21 protein-coding genes and 4 pseudogenes are annotated in these 18,612 nt (G+C 68.2%); 13 read left to right on the forward strand and 12 right to left on the reverse strand.

Going from position 1 to position 18,612, the window contains the following annotated elements:
• Positions 1 to 357: 357 nt before the first annotated feature.
• On the reverse strand, positions 358 to 744 hold the full coding sequence (locus tag ACFY8U_RS06490) for a hypothetical protein (RefSeq protein WP_389566478.1): 387 nt from the start codon (positions 742 to 744) through the stop codon (positions 358 to 360).
• A gap of 727 nt (positions 745 to 1,471) precedes the next feature.
• Here ACFY8U_RS06490 and ACFY8U_RS06495 point away from each other — a divergent pair.
• Positions 1,472 to 1,792 (forward strand): hypothetical protein, encoded by a 321-nt coding sequence (locus ACFY8U_RS06495; protein WP_389566481.1) that lies wholly within the window; start codon positions 1,472 to 1,474, stop codon positions 1,790 to 1,792.
• Between the two features lie 355 nt (positions 1,793 to 2,147).
• Positions 2,148 to 2,862 (forward strand): annotated as a pseudogene (locus ACFY8U_RS06500) (transposase).
• A 68-nt stretch (positions 2,863 to 2,930) separates the two neighbouring features.
• Here ACFY8U_RS06500 and ACFY8U_RS06505 read toward each other — a convergent pair.
• A complete protein-coding gene (locus tag ACFY8U_RS06505) occupies positions 2,931 to 3,362 on the reverse strand; it encodes a VOC family protein (protein ID WP_389566484.1) in 432 nt (143 codons plus the stop codon).
• Positions 3,363 to 3,592: 230 nt separating this feature from the next.
• On the opposite strand from ACFY8U_RS06505, the gene ACFY8U_RS06510 reads away from it, so the two are divergent.
• Positions 3,593 to 3,805 (forward strand): hypothetical protein, encoded by a 213-nt coding sequence (locus ACFY8U_RS06510; protein WP_389566487.1) that lies wholly within the window; start codon positions 3,593 to 3,595, stop codon positions 3,803 to 3,805.
• A gap of 12 nt (positions 3,806 to 3,817) precedes the next feature.
• Positions 3,818 to 4,123 carry a hypothetical protein gene (locus ACFY8U_RS06515; RefSeq protein WP_389566489.1) on the forward strand — a complete coding sequence of 102 codons (306 nt, stop codon included), beginning with the start codon at positions 3,818 to 3,820 and terminating at the stop codon, positions 4,121 to 4,123.
• 12 nt (positions 4,124 to 4,135) lie between these two features.
• Here ACFY8U_RS06515 and ACFY8U_RS06520 read toward each other — a convergent pair.
• Positions 4,136 to 4,992, reverse strand: a protein-coding gene (locus tag ACFY8U_RS06520; protein WP_389566492.1) for an IS5 family transposase whose coding sequence is annotated in 2 segments (ribosomal slippage) — positions 4,136 to 4,644 and positions 4,644 to 4,992 — 858 coding nt in all. Because the reading frame shifts where the segments join, the coding sequence is not laid out codon by codon here.
• A gap of 961 nt (positions 4,993 to 5,953) precedes the next feature.
• Between ACFY8U_RS06520 and ACFY8U_RS06525 the strand changes: the two genes are divergently transcribed.
• The gene (locus ACFY8U_RS06525) at positions 5,954 to 6,337 is read left to right on the forward strand and encodes a hypothetical protein (RefSeq protein ID WP_389566494.1); all 384 of its coding nucleotides are present in this window, start codon (positions 5,954 to 5,956) and stop codon (positions 6,335 to 6,337) included.
• A 489-nt stretch (positions 6,338 to 6,826) separates the two neighbouring features.
• Here ACFY8U_RS06525 and ACFY8U_RS06530 read toward each other — a convergent pair whose 3' ends face one another.
• The 4 genes from ACFY8U_RS06530 to ACFY8U_RS06545 are packed head-to-tail and all read right to left on the reverse strand — an operon-like array spanning position 6,827 to position 9,487.
• A complete protein-coding gene (locus ACFY8U_RS06530; protein ID WP_389566495.1) occupies positions 6,827 to 7,687 on the reverse strand; it encodes an ABC transporter permease in 861 nt (286 codons plus the stop codon).
• 11 nt (positions 7,688 to 7,698) lie between these two features.
• Positions 7,699 to 8,649 carry an ABC transporter ATP-binding protein gene (locus ACFY8U_RS06535; RefSeq protein ID WP_389566498.1) on the reverse strand — a complete coding sequence of 317 codons (951 nt, stop codon included), beginning with the start codon at positions 8,647 to 8,649 and terminating at the stop codon, positions 7,699 to 7,701.
• Positions 8,646 to 8,990: a transcriptional regulator gene (locus tag ACFY8U_RS06540; RefSeq protein ID WP_389566501.1), complete on the reverse strand. Its 345-nt coding sequence runs from the start codon at positions 8,988 to 8,990 to the stop codon at positions 8,646 to 8,648. Before ACFY8U_RS06540 ends, ACFY8U_RS06535 begins: the two co-directional genes overlap by 4 nt.
• On the reverse strand, positions 8,987 to 9,487 hold the full coding sequence (locus ACFY8U_RS06545) for a hypothetical protein (protein ID WP_389568227.1): 501 nt from the start codon (positions 9,485 to 9,487) through the stop codon (positions 8,987 to 8,989). The genes ACFY8U_RS06540 and ACFY8U_RS06545 overlap by 4 nt, the downstream gene beginning before the upstream one ends.
• Positions 9,488 to 9,823: 336 nt before the next feature.
• Between ACFY8U_RS06545 and ACFY8U_RS06550 the strand changes: the two genes are divergently transcribed.
• Complete coding sequence (locus ACFY8U_RS06550; RefSeq protein ID WP_389566503.1) at positions 9,824 to 10,150, forward strand: hypothetical protein; 327 nt, start codon at positions 9,824 to 9,826, stop codon at positions 10,148 to 10,150.
• Between the two features lie 659 nt (positions 10,151 to 10,809).
• Positions 10,810 to 11,334 carry a hypothetical protein gene (locus ACFY8U_RS06555; protein ID WP_389566506.1) on the forward strand — a complete coding sequence of 175 codons (525 nt, stop codon included), beginning with the start codon at positions 10,810 to 10,812 and terminating at the stop codon, positions 11,332 to 11,334.
• A 291-nt stretch (positions 11,335 to 11,625) separates the two neighbouring features.
• On the opposite strand, the gene ACFY8U_RS06560 is transcribed toward ACFY8U_RS06555, so the two are convergent.
• Positions 11,626 to 12,060 carry an SRPBCC family protein gene (locus ACFY8U_RS06560; RefSeq protein ID WP_389566508.1) on the reverse strand — a complete coding sequence of 145 codons (435 nt, stop codon included), beginning with the start codon at positions 12,058 to 12,060 and terminating at the stop codon, positions 11,626 to 11,628.
• 15 nt (positions 12,061 to 12,075) lie between these two features.
• Here ACFY8U_RS06560 and ACFY8U_RS06565 point away from each other — a divergent pair, with 15 nt between their 5' ends.
• On the forward strand, positions 12,076 to 12,285 hold the full coding sequence (locus ACFY8U_RS06565) for a hypothetical protein (protein ID WP_389566511.1): 210 nt from the start codon (positions 12,076 to 12,078) through the stop codon (positions 12,283 to 12,285).
• Here the strand turns inward: ACFY8U_RS06565 and ACFY8U_RS06570 are convergent.
• The 3 genes and pseudogenes from ACFY8U_RS06570 to ACFY8U_RS06580 all read right to left on the reverse strand — a co-directional run bounded on the left by ACFY8U_RS06570 (position 12,278) and on the right by ACFY8U_RS06580 (position 13,219).
• Positions 12,278 to 12,409 (reverse strand): hypothetical protein, encoded by a 132-nt coding sequence (locus tag ACFY8U_RS06570; protein WP_389566513.1) that lies wholly within the window; start codon positions 12,407 to 12,409, stop codon positions 12,278 to 12,280. The genes ACFY8U_RS06565 and ACFY8U_RS06570 overlap by 8 nt on opposite strands.
• A gap of 210 nt (positions 12,410 to 12,619) precedes the next feature.
• Positions 12,620 to 12,737, reverse strand: a pseudogene (locus ACFY8U_RS06575) (HNH endonuclease); the annotation flags it as partial.
• A 47-nt stretch (positions 12,738 to 12,784) separates the two neighbouring features.
• Positions 12,785 to 13,219, reverse strand: coding sequence for a hypothetical protein (locus tag ACFY8U_RS06580; protein ID WP_389566516.1), 435 nt, complete (start codon positions 13,217 to 13,219; stop codon positions 12,785 to 12,787).
• Positions 13,220 to 13,348: 129 nt separating this feature from the next.
• Here ACFY8U_RS06580 and ACFY8U_RS06585 point away from each other — a divergent pair, with 129 nt between their 5' ends.
• Entirely contained in the window at positions 13,349 to 14,332 is a 984-nt protein-coding gene (locus tag ACFY8U_RS06585) for a GlxA family transcriptional regulator (RefSeq protein WP_389566518.1), read from the forward strand.
• 508 nt (positions 14,333 to 14,840) lie between these two features.
• A complete protein-coding gene (locus tag ACFY8U_RS06590; protein ID WP_389566521.1) occupies positions 14,841 to 15,425 on the forward strand; it encodes a hypothetical protein in 585 nt (194 codons plus the stop codon).
• A 50-nt stretch (positions 15,426 to 15,475) separates the two neighbouring features.
• Here the strand turns inward: ACFY8U_RS06590 and ACFY8U_RS06595 are convergent.
• Positions 15,476 to 15,740, reverse strand: a pseudogene (locus ACFY8U_RS06595) (TetR family transcriptional regulator); the annotation flags it as partial.
• Between the two features lie 77 nt (positions 15,741 to 15,817).
• Here ACFY8U_RS06595 and ACFY8U_RS06600 point away from each other — a divergent pair.
• The 3 genes and pseudogenes from ACFY8U_RS06600 (at position 15,818) to ACFY8U_RS06610 (ending at position 17,431) form a co-directional block, all read left to right on the forward strand.
• Entirely contained in the window at positions 15,818 to 16,171 is a 354-nt protein-coding gene (locus ACFY8U_RS06600; RefSeq protein WP_389566524.1) for a PRC-barrel domain containing protein, read from the forward strand.
• A 124-nt stretch (positions 16,172 to 16,295) separates the two neighbouring features.
• Positions 16,296 to 16,388: pseudogene (locus tag ACFY8U_RS06605) on the forward strand (hydrophobic protein); the annotation flags it as partial.
• A gap of 257 nt (positions 16,389 to 16,645) precedes the next feature.
• Positions 16,646 to 17,431, forward strand: coding sequence for a hypothetical protein (locus ACFY8U_RS06610; RefSeq protein WP_389566526.1), 786 nt, complete (start codon positions 16,646 to 16,648; stop codon positions 17,429 to 17,431).
• The last annotated feature ends 1,181 nt before the right edge of the window (positions 17,432 to 18,612 follow it).

Consider the following 18,612-nt stretch of genomic DNA (forward strand, 5'->3'; position numbering starts at 1 on the left):
ATCCTCGCGGCCCTGAGTCGGCGCGAGCCGTCCTCGTTCCTCGCAGGGATGTGGCAGGGGACCCTATGCGCGTTCATCCCGCACTACGTGTGGGCGGAGGTACCCCGGGTCCGCGCTGACCGGAGCCGCGAGGGCGAGCCCTTCGACCTCCGCGCGCGGCCGAGGCTGTGGCGGCAGGAGCACATGGCGGTTCTTCACGTGGTTCCCACGGGGGCGTTGCCGATGACACCGCTGCCCACAGGGTCGCCCTGGTCGATCCCAGCGATTCCGGGGCGGCGAAGCTGGTCGATCTCACTGGCTGCGCGGTGCTGCTCGCCGACGACCGTGCCTTGATCCGCCAGGAAACCGGCCCGGGGACTAGGGACGCGTGCGGGCGGGTCTGGGGAAGCTCGGCGGCGCCGAGACCAAGGTCAGGGCGACCACGACCGTTGCGCTGGGTGCCGGAGGCGGTGTGGCCCGCCTGGTCCGCCTCTCGCCCAGGCGGACCCCGTCGCCGCCACCATCTTCGCGGCCGCGGTGGGCATCGGGCGTCCAGCACTTCAGGGGCAGGATCTGCCCCGAGCTCGCGATGGCATCGCGCGGTTCGTCAAGGACCTGGCGCGCGCCTTCAGGATGCCCTTCGTCGAACACCAAATCCGAGAGGAATTCGTGGAAGGCGGTGGAGTACGGCGTGACGGGCGCAGAACTGCTCTCCCAGATCGCCAGTACGCTCGCCCGGTTGCCGGAACCGTTGACTCGGACCACGATCCATCGGTGTCTGCCCGGCCCGTCGGCGGATCCGCGCCGGTTGCACTTGGATGGGCTAGGCCGGCTCCCGCACCGCCTCCCCGCCTTTCACCAAGCCATGCCGGGTCGGTAGCAGCTCGGTAGACATCAAGCGCAATCTCGCCCCATATCCGCCGGGGCCGAGTCCCACGCCCCAGATGCCAGGACCTCCCAGAACGCGTCAGCCCGCGACCGGTACTCCGCCTCAGCCGCACGCCCCACGGGGACGGCGGCACCCTTACTCCAGCCGGAGCGGCGGTCTCCTCCCACACCGAATACAGCGCCCACACCAGACGCGCCCCCCGAGCTCGGCCCGCTCACGCACCACAGCGATACGGGCCGCGGCCGCGGCCGCGGAATCATCCTCTCTCAGCGCAGCCAGCATCGGAGGCGTCGCCGACCGGTACCAGCCGACCTCACCGTCGCCCTTCTCACGGCTCTGCTCGAACCCGTACGCCGTCGCCCCGACGCGCCCAAGCACCTCAGCAGGAGCATCGTGGATCGCGTCCATGATCAGCGGCCGCCGCGCGACCGCCCCGGACTGGCGTGCAGCAACAGCCCGGGTGGGAGCCGGAGACCGGACGTCAGGTGGCCCCGGCTCTGTTCACGTCGGAAGGCCCTCCGGACAGGACCGAAGTGGGCAAGGGAATCTCGACACATTTCCGCGGGAGTGATTGGATCATCAACCACCCGAAAAGAGATGCAGATGAATGACCAGGTGTGGGTCCGCATGAAGGGGGAGTTCGGCAAGGGACGGCTCTCTGTCTTCCGCGAGGACGTGGGGCTGACGCGGCGCGGTCGCCTCGACGACGAGTGGGATCAGGAGTTCGGGAGGCGTGAGCTGCGCCCCAAGGAGCAGGGCAAGGTGGAACTGAAGCTGTGGCGTTACGCGGATGACGACTGGATGATTTCACTCACGTACGAGCGGGATCCGCTTCCAGCCGAGGAAGCAGCAGAGATACGTCAGAGCATTTTGGACGCGGCCGTCCGCGCAGGGTTGACCGTCACCGCCCAGAGCTCTGCGTAGACCTCGGAACGGGGAGAAAAGGCAATGGCGAAAGCCGAGTTCTATGTGTCGGCCGACGTGGAGGCCGACGGTCGGGATGCCCGGACCGGCCAGCGCCAGGTTACGTTCCGAGCGAAGCTGTCGGACGGCGGGCCGGTGTTGGTCGGCACAGTGAGGCTGGGGCCCGGACAGGGGAAGCTCCGAAGAAGCCTATCGAGGCCACGCCTACGAACTGACCGACGTGGACGACCGCGGGTCTATGCGCCTGCGCAATCCCCGCAACGCCCGGCCTCGCTAAGGGTTGTCCCGTAAGTGATCTCGCCCCTGCAATAATCTTGATCGTGTCAGGTGTGATCACGGCACCCCGTTTACCGAGCTGAGCCCGCGCGTCTTGGGCAAGTTGGTGACCGCGCTTCGCCGCGAGGGCGGCAGCTCCCCGGGCCAGGGGCGGCCATGGGGTCTGCCGCTGGAGGACCGGGTGCTGTTGGTAGTCGCTTACTGGCCGCACGAACCTGACGATGCGCCAACTCGCCCCCTTGTTTGGCATCTCGAAGTCGGCGGCCTACCGCCTCTTTGACCAGCTCGGCCCGCTCATCGCATTCCAGCCTCGGCGCCGGTTCGCCAAGGACACCGTGCTGGTTGTCGACGGCACCCTGGCGCCTACCCGGGACCACAGCATCGCTGAACAATCAGAGAACTACCGGTACTCCACCAACCACCAGGTCGTCATTGACGCGGATACCCGCCTGGTCGTTGTGGTCGGTGAGCCTTTGCCCGGCAATCGCAACGACTACCGGGCATGGGAGGAGTCTGGCGCGAAGGCCACCGTGGGCAGGACCCTCACGATGGCCGACGGCGGCTATCCGGGCACCAGCCTCCTCATGACCCACAGCCGTACCCCGGGCGATGAGTTGCCGGGCTGGAAGCGCGAGCACGATCGCTCGCACAAACATGTCCGGGTCATCGTCGAGCACGTCTTCGCCCGTATGAAGACCTGGAAGATCCTCCGCGAGTGCCGTCTCAAGGGCGACGGGGTCCGACACGCCATGCTCGGCATCGCCCGACTGCACAACCTCACTCTCACGGGATAGCTTCTGCCGCATACGAGACCTGAGAGGTCCCCGGGAGACGGCTTCCCCCTCGCAGTCTCGGAGGAGAATCAGGCGAGGCAGAACTCGTTGCCCTCGATGTCCTGCATCGTGATGCACGACTCGTCGACGCCATCGGCGCGCTGCGTGAGCACGTGTTTCGCGCCGAGCGCCATCAGCCGTGCGCATTCGGCCTCGAGGGTGGCCAGGCGCTCGTCACCCACGAGCCCTGTGCCGACCCGCACATCAAGATGCACCCGGTTCTTGACGACCTTGCCTTCGGGAACGCGCTGGAAGAGCACGCGCGGGCCCACACCCGAGGGATCAGCGCACGCGAAGTAGACCTCGTCCTCAGGCGGCAGCGAGTGGTGGTACTCCTCCCACGTGGCAAAGCCCTCCGGGACTGCCGGTACGACGTACCCCAGCACCTCGCACCAGAAGGCGGCGAGGCGCGCAGGTTCCGCGCAGTCGAAGGTCACTTGGAACTGCTTGATCGTTGACATCGGCGCACGATAACAGGGACCCTGCTCATCTCCCCGGGCGGGTGGATCCACACGTTGCCGGGAGGACGGCCCCTGCCATCCGGTGCTGTGTTGTGCGGTCACAGGGGTGAACCGACGTCGGCGCCTCTTCCAAACGGTGGGGCCCAGGATCCGATCTCAGCCGACCACTCTCGTGCCAAAGATCAGTTACGGGACAGCCCTCAGGCGCTCACGACGAACGAGGTCGGGAAGTGCATCAAGAATCGCTGCGCAGCTTTGGAGAAAACGCAATGATCGGTGAAGTCAGGATGCGAACCGGCGTTCCTTCCCCATTCGGTGACATCGATTTCATCCTGGCGCATGTTCAAGTTCGGGAAGGGCAACCGCCATTGGCGTCCTTCACCGTCGTTGCTGATGAGGAACAGAATTACGACCTAGGCAGTGTCCCGTGGATCACCACATGAGGTAATGGGCCAATGAGCTACTTCATGTACGACGTCATGGGCGGGACGGTCGACGAGCCTGATCCGGAGACGATGAGGCGAGTGCTCGACGGTCTGGCGCAGGCCGATGACGAGCACCCTGATGTCTCGCTCACCCATGAGAGCGGGTGGTGCCTCAGCGCCTTCGGTGGCGGTCTGCTGGTCTGGGAGAACCCGGACGAGGACTCGGTGGCCCCGGGTGAGATGCGCGATGTCGCCCGCGAGGAGATTCTCCGGCTCTTCGGACTGCTGGCGGCGGGTGACATCTCATCGGTTGAGGCGCTCTCCTGGCAGAGGTGACCGGCCTTACCGTCAGGTTCGCACCCAGAGGAAGATCGCCGCGACCTGAAGCGCCGCGAGGTAGTGCACGGCGAGCTTGTCGGTGCGCATGGCGATACCGCGCCACTGCTTGAGCCGGTTGATGCATCGCTCGACAGTGTTGCGGTGCTTGTACGCCTGGCGGTCGAAGCCGGGCGGGCGGCCGCCGCGCGAGCCACGCCGCTTGCGGTTGGCGATCTGATCAGCGGGTTCCGGGATCACCGCAGTGATCCCGCGGCGGCGCAAATAGGTGCGGATGGCGCGGGAGGAGTACGCGCGATCCGCGCTCACACTGTCCGGTCTCGTCCTGGGTCTGCCGTTCCCGATCCTGGGCACGCGGATGCCGGACATGACGGCCTCGAAGTAGAGAGAGTCGTGCCGGTGCCCGGCCGCGACCAGCAGTGACAACGGACGGCACCGGCCGTCGGCTGCCAGGTGGACTTTGGTGGTCAGCCCGCCGCGGGACCGCCCGAGAGCGTGATCATTCGGTTCTCCCGCTGGAGCCCCTTTTTGCGGGCGCCGGCGGCGTGCTGATGAGCGCGCACGGTGGTGGAGTCCACACTCACCAGCCAGTCGATGTCTCCGGCTGTATCGGCCTGAGCCTGGAGTTCGGTCAGGATCCGCTGCCAGGTGCCGTCCTTCGCCCAACGCCGGAAGCGGTTGAAGACCGTCTGCCAGGGACCGAACCGCTCAGGCAGGTCCCGCCATGCGTTGTTGCCCCGGTACTTCCATGCCACCGCGTCGATGATCACCCGATGGTCCCGCCATCGACCACCACGCGGTGGATCCGGCGGCAGCAGTCGCCGGATCCGCTCCCAGCCCTCATCGCTCAACCCGCCCCTGGACTCCATGTTGGATCAAACGACCACCTGATCCACGGGACACTGCCTGGTGCCCGGGGACGTCTTCGTCGTTCGGGGCGAGAGGTGGTTCTTCGACCGCGTACACGATGTGCCCGACCGAGGCCGATGCGTGGTTCTCAAGCGGGTCGAGTGATCCTGGTCCGCAGGCGGCGTGGCGTGCTTCGCCGGCGTGTTCGACGAGGCGGCCGCCGCTCCGGTCCCTGTCGCGTACCAGCGCTTCTTCCGGATCATGCCTAGAGCTCGTCTCATGTGGTGAGTTCATGCGGTCTGAGGGCGAGCCAAGCTGAACCGGACTGTAGAGGGCTCCGTGCAGCTGCCGCATGCAGGGGCAGGGTCGAGGAGCCGCCGCCCGATCGGAACTGATCGGACGGTCAGCGGGGTAGCCCGCTACCGCTGTGGATATGCCGCAGCCACGTAGCGCATGGCGGTCTGCGCGGTGACTCCGAAGAGCTGTATCAGTTCGAGGGGATCGCCGGTGGCAATGCCTCATTAAGCGTGAGGTCTTGGCGCAGACCGACGAGCGCGACGCCCTTGGGCAGGATCTTGCGCAGCCATGTCCTGCGGATCACCGGGTAGTCCGGGTCGAAGGCCGTCTTCCGGCCTCTCGTCGCGCACGATCGAGGCCCGGCGCAGGCGGCTGGTTTGGACGCCGAGGTACGCCCGTCCCGGGGCGGAGCTACAGGGCGAAGTCGCGGCGGACGGTCCAGTTGACGAGGTTGTCCGGAGTCCAGCCTTCGCGGCGCGAGCCACTCCATCTGCCGGCTGGGCCGCGGCCGGGTCGGCGACGCCGGTAAGAACGTGCATGCCTGTGACTGAGCGTTCCAGTAGGCCGGTTGCTCGCAGTCGTGCTGGGAAAACGGATCGACGGCCCTGGGCTCCACGGGCGGCCCAGTGGGATCCAGAGATGCCGACATCGATCTCACGTTCACGCCCGACCACCGTGCGTGCCGTGCTCGATGCCCTCACCGCGGCGGGGTGGTCCGCAGCTGTGCCACCCGGGGGCGCCTCGTACATGATCAACGACGCGGACGACATGTACCAGTGGCACGACAGAGCGCAAGACGGCATCAGCGAGGCGCTGGCACTGCTGGACGCGCCGGAGAACCTGCCCTACACGGTGGCCCTCAACATCTACCACCAGGAGGCGGGGACAGGCGGCATGCTCATGTTCCTGAGCGGCCGCACCGACATATGCTTCGTGCCCACCATCTACCGTCGGCCTCTCCCGTCGGCGCCGGAGTTCACCGACCTCGCCTGGTACCTGCACGCCCTCGTCCCCGCCCTCGTCACGGCAGGGCTCGAAGGGTACGAGGCCAAAGAGGTCGGCTACTGACCATGCCGGCTCAGCCGCGTGCCCGGCAACAGGCGAGGCGGGCATGCGCGCGGGTCCCGCTCCGTGTGCCCGCCTCGCAAACGGCCGAGCACGCAGCTCACTGGCCATCCAGGACGCTCAATCTCCATGCCGCGACGGTCGGGTGGTTGGTGTCGCCTATAGAGACGTCGACCTCGTAGATCCGCCGGTGCTGACGGCCAGCTGCTCTCGTTGCTCGGTGATGAGGGACCACCGCGACGACCGGTTGAAAAACGTGACCGGCCGCTCCCGCCGCACTCCGTCCACGACGACATCGGCGGACTCGTCGTAGAAGGCCACACGGTCCTTGATGACCCCTACGCAGGGCATGGGATCGGGGGAGCTCCAGGCGATGTCGGGCCGCACGCCGGCGTCACCGGCCCAGGACCACTGGCCGGGGCCCGCAGGGTCCCGGCCGGGCCGTGTCCTCGGGGCAGGCCGCGCGGCCTGGTCCGGTGGGCGCGAGGCCGCCTATGCGGCCGGCGCGCCACTCTGTGCCGCCTTGCGATGGCGGGCGGTCAGCCGCGAGCCGGACTCGCGGCGGGCTGCGCGGCGCAGGAGCGGTACCGCGAGGAGGAACCCCAGGACCGCCCAGGCCGTGAGGACCAGGGCGACCATGGGCAGCTCCCAGGAGCCGGCCGCCTCGGCGGTCCGTGCCGAGTCCGGGAGCAGCGCCGAACGCAGGCCCTGCGCCATCCACTTGAGCGGAAAGACCGCGGCCACCTGCTGGACCGGCACGGGCAGTGCGGTGCTCGGGAACACCGTCCCCGAGGTGAGCAGCAGCCCCATCGTCGGCAACATGATCAGCGCCAGGGCCTCGCGGGGGTTGGGCAGTACGGCGCCTATGGCCGCGCCGAGCGGTATGACGGCGAGCAGGCCGAGTGTGGTGACCCACAGCAGCGTCAGCCAGTCGCCGGGCCCGTGCGGCAGTGGCCCGTCGACCAGCAGCGCCCCGGCCACCAGGAGCAGCGCCAGGGAGCCGACTGCCAGGACGACCACCAGCAGGCACTTGGCGATGAGGTAGGCCGGTATGCCGCCGGGCGTGGCGCGCAGCCGCAGCAGGGTGCCCTCCTCCCGCTCGGTCACGAGGATCTGCGGGAGGTTGATCAGCCCGACCTGGAACAACAGGTAGGCGGCGAAGCCCGCCAGCACCAGGTGGGTCATCGGGGTGCTGGTCCCGGGCACGTCGTCGCCGAGGTAGGCGGCGACGAGCAACGCGACGGCCACGTTGGTCAGATGGCCGGACATCTCCTTGCCGTTGCGCAGGAGGTGCCGCAGCTCGATTCCGCCGCGCTGGAGCCCGGCACGCCAGCTGTTCGTCCTGTTCGTCATGTGTGCCCCCCTCATGCGGCGGGTGCCTCCTCGTTCGTGTTGCTGTCCGTGCCGTCGGCCCTGTCCGTGCCGTCGGCCCCGTCCGTGCCGTCGGCCTCCCGGTGCACCATGTGCAGGTAGGTGTCCTCCAGCGTCGGGCGACGGACCTCCAGGTCGGCGATCGGGCCGTCCGCGTGCCGGTGGAGTTCCCAGACCAGCCGTGAGGGGTCCTCTGTGCGTTCACGGCGGGGCGCCCCGTCGTCGGCCGTCCAGCGGACCTCGGCCTGGGCGGCGGCTCGCCGGGCCAGTTCCGCGGGTGTGCCACAGGCCCGGATCCGGCCGCCGACCAGCATGGCGATCCGGTCGGCGAGCCGCTCGGCCTCCGCCAGGTCGTGGGTGGTGAGCAGGACGGTGACGCCCTCGTCGCGGGCCAACTGTTCGACCAGGACGTGGAACTCGTGCCGCGCCTGAGGGTCGAAGCCGGTGGTCGGCTCGTCGAGGAAGAGGAGTTCGGGGCGGCCGACGATGCCGAGCGCGACGTCGAGGCGCCGGCGCTGGCCGCCGGAGAGCCGGTCCACCTGCCGGCCGGCCTGGTCGGTGAGGCCGACCAGAGCCAGCAGGTCGGCCGGGTCGCGCGGGTCGGGGTAGTAGGTCGCGAAATGGGTCAGCAGCTCGGCGACCCGCCAGCGGCGGTGGTCGCGCCAGGACTGCAGGACCAGGCCGATCCGGCCTCGCCACGCGTCGCCGCCCCGCTCGGGATCCGTACCGAGGACGCTCACCTCCCCGCCGGAACGCTGCCGGAAGCCTTCCAGGATCTCGACGGTGGTGGTCTTGCCCGCGCCGTTCGGCCCGAGCAGCGCGAAGACCTCGCCGCGGTGGATGTCCAGATCAAAGCCGCGCAGGACGTCGACATCGCCGTACGCCATGGTCAGATCGCGTACCTGGATCACGGGCCGGACGTCGGTGCGCCCGAGCGTGGTCATCGGCCCGCCTCCGCGTGCGGCTGCCGCTGTGCCGGCCCGGTCGCGGGTCCTGCGCCGTCGACGATGGCCCGGAGTGCCGCCACATGTCCCTCGAAGGCGGTGCGGCCGCGGTCCGTCAGCCGTACCTTCGTACGGCGCTTGCGGCCACCGCCCTCCTTCTGGGTCTCCAGGTATCCGGCCGCCTCCAAGGTGTGCAGCTGCTTGGAGAGCGCGGAGTCGCTGAGCGAGAGGCTGTCGCGGACGAACGCGAAGTCCGCCCACTCGGTGGCGGCGAGCAGCGCGACCACCGACAGTCGGGTGGCGGGGTGGATCAGCTCGTCGAAGCCGGCGGGGGTGCTCATCGGCCCGCCTCCTCGTCGGCCGCCGGTTCGCCGCCGCTCCGTACCGAGTCGGCCACCAGGCGGTTGGCGGGACCGAGGGAGAGCAAGTAGACGGCCACCGCGGCCGTGGCCTGGATGAGGGCGGCGTAGATCGGCTCCAGTGACTCGGTCAGGTGGTCCGACAGGACGACCGTCCCACCGACCAGCACCGCCACCGCACCGAACGCGGCCCACATGCTCCCGGGGCAGCGAGTGTGGTGCAGTTGCATCCGGCTCCTGCGGCTGCTCATCACGATCGCCACGCTCAACAGGCCGACGTAGGCGGCCACGAACAGGGCGACCCCCCACGAGGGCAGGTCCAGGCCGACGCCGGCCAGGAACACCCACATCAGCGCGGCCAGGCCGTAGGTCATGCCGGGTCCGCCGGACGCGGAGCGCTCGAACTCGTCGTACACCCGCTCCTGCGGCACCCGGATGCGCTGGAGATCCTTCCACGCCTGTTCGGCATCCACCGGCATGCTCACGGCCCTCGCCCTCCCGTTCCCGATTACTTTCCTACAAGGAAAGTAACTCTTGACTTTCCTTGCAGGCAAGTCGGAGGTCGGCCGGTACCGGGGGGCGGGGGCCGCGACGGTGATCACGCTCATGACCGTCAGGCCACGTCACCAGCCGCTCGCGACGGCCGCGCGACCGGCGGCGCGCCCAGGGGTGCGCCGCCCAGGAGGCCGATCGGGGCCATGAGCGGGGCGAGGTGCCGCATCGAGAGGGCGGTTCGTGAGGGGATGCCCATTGCCGGCTGAGGACTGAACACCCCGTCGTCGCGCCCAGCCGTCCGCCCCCGCTACCCTCCGGCCATGGAGCAGGACCACCCCCTCGTTCGCGATGTCTTCCCGGATCTGATCGCTGAGCTGACCGTCCTTCTGGAGGATGAAGGAGAACGTGAGCTGGCCGACTGCGCGTGGGATCTGCGTCTCGTCGACGAGTGCGGCTGCGGCGACGACTTCTGCCAGAGCATCCGGACGGCAGCTCATCCGCAGGGGCAGCCGTACGGCCCGGGGCATCGGTGCGTGCCGCTCTCGCCCTCGGAAGGCATGTTGATTCTGGACGTCGTGGACGGCCGGATCCTGTACATCGAGATACTCGATCGGCCACCCATGCACCGTCAGAGTGCACTCCCATGACCCTCCCTCGAGCGGAACACGCATTGTGGCTCGGGCTTGCCGACTCGGGTGGAGGGGCCGAGCGATGGGGCCTGGTTCGGGTTCGGCCACTTTTGTCATCGTGACTTGGGTGGCGACGATGAAACGGTGGCCACAGGGCACGGCACACTTCCCGCTCGTGGTGGGAGCCGTTCGAGGTGACCTCCGTGGGCCGTGTCGCAGACGGTTCGTCCCGTTCAACCAGTGCGCCGGCCGCCGGGCCCACGGACGGCCAGGAGCCGGCTGATCGCGGCAGATTGCGTCAAAACAGCCAGGGCGAGATCACGCCAAGCGAATGGACGCAGGCCTCGTCCTCGACTCAAGCTCTGGCTGCCGGCACCGAAAGCTGTACGCCTCGCGGCGTCCGGCATCTACGCCCACGAGCGCTTCCCATACTGCGTGCGAGGAGTGGATGTCCTCTGCACGCTGCGCGACGCCGCCGGCAAGTCGGTCACATCCTGCACTGGTCACACTGGCGCCGCCGCCATCAACCCCGCGCCCGTCTCAGTCACTACCGCCGCCGAGGCCACCGACCCCGTTGAACTGGCTGGATCCGGATGCTGGTTCAGGGCCACGCGGGACAATGCTGATCGAATTGCGCACTGGGGGGCGTCATCTTCTACTTGGTTCTTGCTTGTGATGTGCTCTTTTGGCTCTTCCTGGTCGGTGGCCTGGCCGCGCGTTACGCCGTCGGCTGGCGGACCCTCGGCGGCCTGCTGCTGTTGTGCGTCCCGCTGATCGACGTCGTGCTGCTGGGAGCTACGGTCCTCAGCATCAAGGACGGCGCTGAGCCAACGGTTTGGCATGGTCTGTCGGCGGCCTACCTCGGCGTGACCGTAGTCTATGGCCACCGCACCGTCCGCTGGGCCGACGCGAAGTTCAACCGCCGTTTCGGCGGAGTCGCGGCTCCACCACCTCCTGAGCGCACCAGCCGCGAGGTGGTCTCGGATGCCTGGAAGTCCTGGCTCAGGTTCCTGCTGGCCTATGCGATCAGCGTCGGCATGATCTTCGGCCTGGTGGCGCTGGTCGGCACCCTCGACAGAAGCGCTCCGCTTCTCGTCTGGCTCAACCCGCTGACCAAGGTCCTTGTCTACAGCCTCATCTGGCCCATAGCGACCACCATCTGGCCCGGCAAGACGCCGGAGCCAGCGAACGAGAACCGCTGACCAAGATTTGAAGGCACGGCACGGTGTACGTGAGGGTCAGGTACGAGACTCGTTCCTGGAGTTCCAGGCATGCTTCACCGCGGGCCTCGCCTGGGCTGACATGTACTCCGCGGTGCTATCCGGGCCTGCGGAAAGGTGTACCGCGCATACGATCGGCATCGGCCAACGGGGAGGCCACCATGCTGGTTCCCGGGATGGTGGCCCCGGCGCACATGGAATGCACGACAGTGCCGACCGGAAAACCAGTCGGCACTGTCGTTACGCCTGTCCGCGTCAGCAGCTGCAGCGGGATCAGAGCTTCTCGTTTGCGAATGCGTGCTCGGCCATCGTCTGGAACTCGCCCAGGTCGTAGTTGGTCAGCGTCGCATCGAGGTTCGTCAGCGCGCCCAGGTGCTCGACGAAGCCGCTGGGCTCGTACTCGATCTGCAGGGTCACCCTGCTTTCGACGGCGCTGAGCCGGTGGAAGGTCACCACTCCCGCGTGATGGACTCCCTCGGTGGTCCGCCACGCGATGCGGTCCTCGACAATCACTTCGGTCAGCTCGGCCACGAATGCCTTGTCCGCTGCCGGCAGGGACACCTGCCAGGCGAACGTCGTCGCGTCGATCCGGTCGACGTGCTTGACGTGGCTGAGGAACGACGGCCAGCGCTCGACATCCGCCCAGAGCGACCAGCACACAGAGACCGGTGCCTTGATGTCGACCGCTTCGAGCAACGAGGACGCCATGATGGTTCTCCTTCGGTGAGCAGGCATCTGTCCGAACTCCGGTTACCCCTGTTGCCGTATTTCACCGACCTGTTCTCGAGCCGCGCGCCAACGCTCCGGCAGGAGGCCTCAAATTGCGGCCCCGGCGCCCAGAACGGCGCCGCCGGCAACCTGCTGAGCGGCTGCTACAACGCCAACCGGATCATCGACCGACTGGAGGACGGCTTCATCGCCGAGATCAACTGATATGAGGAAGCGGCGGGCGCTCCAAAGCGATGCCGGCAGCGGGCGTCAGACCTTCGGCCTGAAAGCCAAAGCCCCGGAACGCCACCTCGACGTCCAACAGTTCCTGCTGAAGTAACTCGGGCACGATGCCCTCTCCTCCCCTTCGGCGCCGACACAGCCGGGCCCCGACCTCGCATGCGGCGAACGTGGCGTGCGTCGACCACTCGCGCGCCGTCGCCCGAACTCCCGCACCCAGGCCGCCCGCCGAGATCGACAGAGGATCCATCCGGGCTCAGCAGGCGGACCTGGACGTCCTTCGGGCCCTCGACCAGAACTTTCCGCTTCGCGCTGGAGACCGCGACGACCGGGCAGTCACAGCGACCAGGCTGGTGGCGGCCATCCTGCTCGTTGGCGTACGCCTCCCGCCGGGCCGGCGTACACGCACTCGCATCGGAGTCCCAGGCCTCTGCGACGGTCGTATCCGCCGCGCCTTCAGCGCTGCCGTGCTAAGCGGCGCGTCTCAGGCGAGGGCCAGGATGCAGAACGCGCCCCCTGCGTCGACGACCGCGCACCACTCCGACCAGGCCCGTGGAACGATCCGGCCCGAGCGGTGGTGGAGGATGTCCCAGATCCCGTGGGCCAGCCAGCCTGCGGCGACCACGCGCAGACCGAGGGTCTCGTCGACGGCGAGGGCGAGCGCAGCCATGGTGGTGAAGCCGACAAGGCCCGCGAGTTGGACGGCAACGACTCGGGAACCGCGCAGTTCGCCACGGAACGCGCCGAAGAGCAGGTAGCACAGGGGCATGATGGCAAGGAGACCCGCGAGGAGGCCCACGGGCGGGACGCCGTCCACGAAGGTCGCGACCACCACGCCGACACCGACGAGCGTGGGCCATCGGTGGGTCAGCCGCCGAGGCAGGGTGGGCGGCACCGGGTCACGTACGGAGTTGGTCATCGAGGTCTCCCCGTGGGTTGCGGACGGGCTACGGCCCCACTGTCCGGCGAGGCGGACCGTCGGGGAAGAAGCGGCCGGAACGATGTCCGGTCCCTTGGGGTACCCGTCCTTCCGGCATATGGTCGCCGCATGGGGGAACGGCTGATGGTGATGGTCGGGTACGAGGCGGCCGAACTGCTCGACATCGCGTGTGTTACCACGCCCCTGGCCATGGCCAATGGCATCGGCGCGCCGGCGGTGCCGTACCGAGTGCGGGTGGTGGGACCGGGCGGCGGCCCTGTGGTCTGCGGCACGGGGCTCACGCTGGGGAGCGATCAGCCGCTCGAACGGCTCGTCGGACCTCTGGACACCCTGATCGTGTCGGGTGGGGTGGGCTTCGAGCGGGCGGCGGCCGATCCGAGGCTCGTGGGGCACGTCCGGCGACTCGCGAAGGAGAGTCGCCGGGTCGCGTCGGTGTGCACAGGGGCGGCGGTCCTGGCCGCCGCCGGGCTGCTCGACGGGCGGCGGGCGACCACGCACTGGCGGTACGCACGTCAGCTGGCCGACCGGCACCCCGAGGTCACGATCGACTCCGCGCCCATCTATGTCCGGGACGGGAACGTCTACACAGCGGCTGGGGTCACCAGCGCCCTGGACCTCACGCTCGCGTTCATCGAGGAGGACCACGGGCCCGAACTGGCGAGGCAGGTTGCCAGGGATCTCGTCGTCTACTTGCAACGCCCGGGCAACCAGGCGCAGATGAGTCTCTTCACGGCCGCGCCCGCGCCGCGCGACGAACTACTCAAGGGGATCGTCGAACACATCGCGGCTCACCCGGACGCCGATCTGAGCACGCGGGCGCTGGCCGCACGGGCCGGGGTGACGCCGCGACACCTCACCCGGCTCTTCACCGACCACCTGGGGCAGGCACCCGGCCGCTACGTGCGGCTCGCCCGTACAGAGGCCGCCGCGCAGCTGATCGCCTCGACTTCGCTGCCCATGACGGCCGTCGCGACGCGCTGCGGGTTCGGCAGCCCGGAGGCACTGCGGCAGGCGTTCTCCGGGCGGTACGGCATCTCACCCTCGCGCTACCGGGCGGTCGTACGGCGGCCCGATCAGGGGCTGTCGCCCTGAAGGATCGTGGCCAAGCAGGGACCGGACACGCCCGTCCTTGACGACCACCACGTCGTCTAGGTAGCTACAGAGGTAGCGACATAGGCAGGCACTCGGATCCGGACCATCGTGCCTCGCGGGCCCAGCAGTTCAGGCTCACCAGCCTCGTCCACGTATGGGGGAACGCGGACGCAGCAGACCCAGCACCCTGCGGAAGCGACGCGTGTGCTTTCCCGAGCCGACCGTGCCCTGGGGGTCACGCACCGCGAAGAGACGGTCGGCGACAGACCCTCTCGCGTCTACCTCTCCCGATGGAGCAACTCGGCCCCGGTCGACTTCATCGGCTACCCGCCAGATCCTTCGACCACACCTGCCTCGATCATGATCCGGATGAGGTCCAAGAGCGAGGCGAGCTCACTTTCGATACACGGCGGGGGGGAGGCGAAGGACGTCTGCGTGTCCGTCGTGGCATGCGATTTACTGGAGCCCGCAGTAGATCGAACGATGCGAAGGCCAGGGGGCCAAGCAGTTGAAGAACGATGACATACCGCTGGTACCGGACGCGGCGTGGCTGGAAGAACGTCTGGGCGTGGGCTCGCTCTGGCGGCCCGATGAGGCCGCTCTGCCGGCCGAGTTGACCGATACCGAGTCGAGGAAGTTCTTGCTCACGGTCGGCTTTCCCGCCGTCCGCCTCGGCATCGTGGGGATCGAGACGAGGCACCTGCGGGGCAGGGGCGGAATGGAACCGTTCGATGCCGACGAGATCTACGGCCGACGCTATCCCGACGACGACTCCCCGCCCACCGACTTCTGCTTCACCGTGGCTATGCGCGGCGACCAGCACCTGATGCTCGACGCGGCGGACGGCAGCATCACCCACTACGACCCCAACGGCTGGGACCACGGAGCCGGGTGGCAAGGCCCCGCAGCCGAGAACCTGCCCACGCTGGCTCTCCTCCTCGGAATGATCGCAGAGTCAAGCAATGCCCTGGAATCAACCGACGACGCTGTACGCAGAACGGCCCTCGCAGATCTGCGCGCGCTCATGATCGACTGGGAGCCGTACACGGGCGACTCCGCCTTCTGGTCCAGCGTCTTCAAGTCTCTGGACTGAAGGGCGTCGATGGCAGGCATCGTCAGGGCGAGTTCATCGCGGGTCAGCCGGACGAGCCGGTCGAAGACCAGTCCGTCGAAACAGATCAGCAGGGTGTGCGTGCGCGTCTCAGGGTCGGTGACGTCTCGTGTGGCGAGGAATTGCCGGAGGGCCTCAGGGCCGGCGTTTACCCGGAGCACGAAGATCTCCCGCAGTTCTGGGTCGCGCACGCCCGCGACTGCGCAGGCATGGCGGGCGAGCGACCGGCGGCGCCCCTCGCCGGTGAGTCGCTACCATGGCGTCCACCAGCTCCTCGCCGGTGCGCAAGGGCGGAAGGTGCTTCGGCCATCGCGCTCAGGCGAGGACCGTATGTCGGCACCTAGCGGGCGCGTGAACAGCAGAGGAGCGGCGGCATGACGGACGACCTGTGGAGCTACGGCAGGCTGTGCGGCCACGTGGCGGGCACCGACCTGACCGGTTGGCGCGTCGAGGCGGGCGACGACCACGTCGGTGAGGTGGACGAGCACGCGGACGAGGCCGGAGACGCGTTCCTGGTCCTGGACGCCGGGACCTGGATCTTCGGGAAGTTGCTGATCCCGGCGGGCGCGGTGGCCCGGATCGACGCGCAGGAGAAGACGATCCACCTAGGCATGTCCAAGGAACAGGTCGAGGACGCACCACAGTTCGTCTCCGACAAGGACCGCGCTGACCCCCAGTACCGCGAGGACGTCGTGGCGTACTACCGCACGTGCGGTCCCTGCCCGTAGGGCGTAGGCGCACTCCGCCGCGAACGCCTCCCCCATCTGCCCCGAGAGGACGGGGGGATCGGAGGCGGTCGTTGAGCGGCATCAGCCCGGCATGCGCCGCGCGCGCCGGTTTCACGGGTGCGGCCTGTGGTGGGTCGCCATCGCCGTCCTGCTGCTGTGGCTGATCGGCTTCGTCGCCCGCCCGAAGGGCAGCAGCGAACGCTGGTACCGCTGGTAGCCGAAGGAACCGACACACTCATCTCGCCGCAGAGGCGATGACCTGACCGCCCGTCAAACCAAGACGGGCGGGCCACCGCCATTGGGATCGGGCGCAATTTCGGGGTGCGGTCACGGGGATTCACTGGTGCAGGATCTCCAAGGCCTGGACGACTCGCTCGTCCCGTTTCTGCCCGCGCGCTGTCCGGGAGGAGACTACGAGTGGCGCCGCCGGGGAGCCACGCTACGCTGCTGATTTTCGGCGAATGGGGGCTTGGCATGTGGCAGCGGGGCATACGGATGGCCGTGCTCGGCGCTGTCCTGGTGATCCTCGCCGGTTGCGGTTCCAAGACGGTCGAGACAGCTGAGAAGGCGCCCGGCGAGGAGGCAGCCTGGACGGTCGCCGCTCCGATCCGCATCGATGGTGTCCGTACCGCCGACGGGGGCCGGTCCCTGGTGGTCGACGCCGAGGTGCCCGACGGCGCACGTGACTGCGTGCGTGGCCTGCGCGGTGAGGTCGATACGGTGGAGCACGGAACGGTGTACGTGAGGGTCACGTTCGAGACCCCTTCCCTGGACAGGGAGTCCGGTTGCACGGGGACGCAGCGGGTCGCGGCGACGGTGAAGCTGGGCGAGCCTTTGAGCTCCCGCAGGGTGATGGTGAACAGCCTGGACGTGTACACCCCTGCCGGTGCCACCGCGCCCGCCTTGCGGCGGTGTGGTGAGAACGGCTGTGACCCCACTCCCCCGCGTTGTACCTCGTCCTCATACCGGCAGGCAGTCAACGATACGGACATCCCCAAGCACACGAGCTGGGAGGAACGTGGCTGCGACGACACGTGGCTGGTGCTGGACCTGTCGACCCGGATGGGGCCGGTGTGCGGTGACACCGGCGACGGCTGCTCCTCCTCACATGTCTCCCAGCGCTGGTTCTACCGGGCCGAGACCTCGGGCTGGAAGCCGGTCGCCACGAACGGGAACGCGGGATGCATGGGCATCCACAAGGTCCTGCCGGAACTGCCCACGCGACTCTGTGCGTCGCTGCCGCGGCTCGACCGCGACTGATGCGCCGACCGGCCTGCTGCGGGAGGAGGGGCTTCAGTCTGCAGGCCAACGTCAAGACCATCGAGGTCGCTCAGTACCTCGACCGTGATGCCCGGTTCCCTTCCGTTACCTCAACGAGCAGGAACGTGCTCACAGGGACGTGGACCCGGTGATCAGGGTGGACACCAGGAAGAAGGAGCCAGGAGGTGATCCGAGTGCCTCGGCTGGGGCATGGCAGACCACGCAAGCCCCCCGGAACGAGTGCGGGCCGACGAGGCGTACGACTCCCCCAGCTACCGGGCATACCTGCGCAAGCGTCGAATCAGGGCGACGATTTCGCGTGCCCGCGGACCGGGTCCGCAACCGGCAGAAGCTCGGCTTGAGAGGTAGTCGGCCGCCGACGTTCGACAAGAACGACTCCGAGCAGCGTCATGCGGTCGAGTGCGGAATCAATCGGCTCAAGCGCCCCCGGGCGGTGGCCACCAGATGCGACAAGACCGCTGTTCGCTGCGAGGTGACAGTGCTGGTCGTAGTCCTCGACGAGTGGCTGTGACCAGCACTCTCACCACAGACCCTAGTCCCGTAGCTCGTTCGCGGGGACCAGGAGGCTGTCGGGCCCGGGAGGTGGCAGCCGGGCGGGTAGTAGCGCCGTCGCCCGTTCCGGTCGGTCACGACGGTGAAACCTGCGGCCTCCAGCCGCCTCGTGTACTTGGTGGAGCCACGTCGGGTGTACGCGACCCCCAAAACAATGAGAGCCGAGAAGAGGAGGAGAGAGCTACCCGCGAAGACGAGGCCGGCGGTCCTGTTCTCCGACCCGAACTCGAACCAGAGGCCCAAGCTGGCAGTGAGCGTCCGTCGGCCGCGTGGGGATAACGGGCCCAGTTCGCCGCTGCGTGGGACCGGGCGTGCTCGCTGCGGTCCGGCAGGAGCAGCATGGTGAAGTAGTACCCCTCGCTGCTCATGTGCAGATCCATGTACACGTACCCGAACTGCGCAGCGAAAAGAGCGAGTTGGCTCATAGTCTTGAACGTGATCAAGGAGAGGTGGAGTGTGACCGGCTCCTCGGTCGCCATCAACCGGAGTAGTTTCCGCACGCGTCTTCTGCGCACTTGTGCACCCCCGTGAACCTGTACTCCCTGAAGCCTTTCACCCCAGAACACGCGTACGACACAAACGCTGGAAGGGGAAGCATGCACTCCGGC

It is taken from the genome of Streptomyces sp. NPDC012508 (assembly GCF_042902595.1).
Taxonomy (GTDB): domain Bacteria; phylum Actinomycetota; class Actinomycetes; order Streptomycetales; family Streptomycetaceae; genus Streptomyces.

What these genes read in the sequence shown, in the direction of transcription:
- ACFY8U_RS06550 (WP_389566503.1), top strand. Translation starts at nt 9,824, where the DNA reads ATGGAGCAGGACCACCCCCTCGTTCGCGATGTCTTCCCGGATCTGATC.
- ACFY8U_RS06515 (WP_389566489.1), top strand. Translation starts at nt 3,818, where the DNA reads ATGAGCTACTTCATGTACGACGTCATGGGCGGGACGGTCGACGAGCCT.
- ACFY8U_RS06545 (WP_389568227.1), bottom strand. Translation starts at nt 9,487, where the DNA reads ATGCCGGTGGATGCCGAACAGGCGTGGAAGGATCTCCAGCGCATCCGG.
- ACFY8U_RS06505 (WP_389566484.1), bottom strand. Translation starts at nt 3,362, where the DNA reads ATGTCAACGATCAAGCAGTTCCAAGTGACCTTCGACTGCGCGGAACCT.
- ACFY8U_RS06530 (WP_389566495.1), bottom strand. Translation starts at nt 7,687, where the DNA reads ATGACGAACAGGACGAACAGCTGGCGTGCCGGGCTCCAGCGCGGCGGA.
- ACFY8U_RS06610 (WP_389566526.1), top strand. Translation starts at nt 16,646, where the DNA reads ATGTGGCAGCGGGGCATACGGATGGCCGTGCTCGGCGCTGTCCTGGTG.
- ACFY8U_RS06495 (WP_389566481.1), top strand. Translation starts at nt 1,472, where the DNA reads ATGAATGACCAGGTGTGGGTCCGCATGAAGGGGGAGTTCGGCAAGGGA.
- ACFY8U_RS06560 (WP_389566508.1), bottom strand. Translation starts at nt 12,060, where the DNA reads ATGGCGTCCTCGTTGCTCGAAGCGGTCGACATCAAGGCACCGGTCTCT.
- ACFY8U_RS06540 (WP_389566501.1), bottom strand. Translation starts at nt 8,990, where the DNA reads ATGAGCACCCCCGCCGGCTTCGACGAGCTGATCCACCCCGCCACCCGA.
- ACFY8U_RS06600 (WP_389566524.1), top strand. Translation starts at nt 15,818, where the DNA reads ATGACGGACGACCTGTGGAGCTACGGCAGGCTGTGCGGCCACGTGGCG.
- ACFY8U_RS06580 (WP_389566516.1), bottom strand. Translation starts at nt 13,219, where the DNA reads ATGACCAACTCCGTACGTGACCCGGTGCCGCCCACCCTGCCTCGGCGG.
- ACFY8U_RS06585 (WP_389566518.1), top strand. Translation starts at nt 13,349, where the DNA reads ATGGGGGAACGGCTGATGGTGATGGTCGGGTACGAGGCGGCCGAACTG.
- ACFY8U_RS06535 (WP_389566498.1), bottom strand. Translation starts at nt 8,649, where the DNA reads ATGACCACGCTCGGGCGCACCGACGTCCGGCCCGTGATCCAGGTACGC.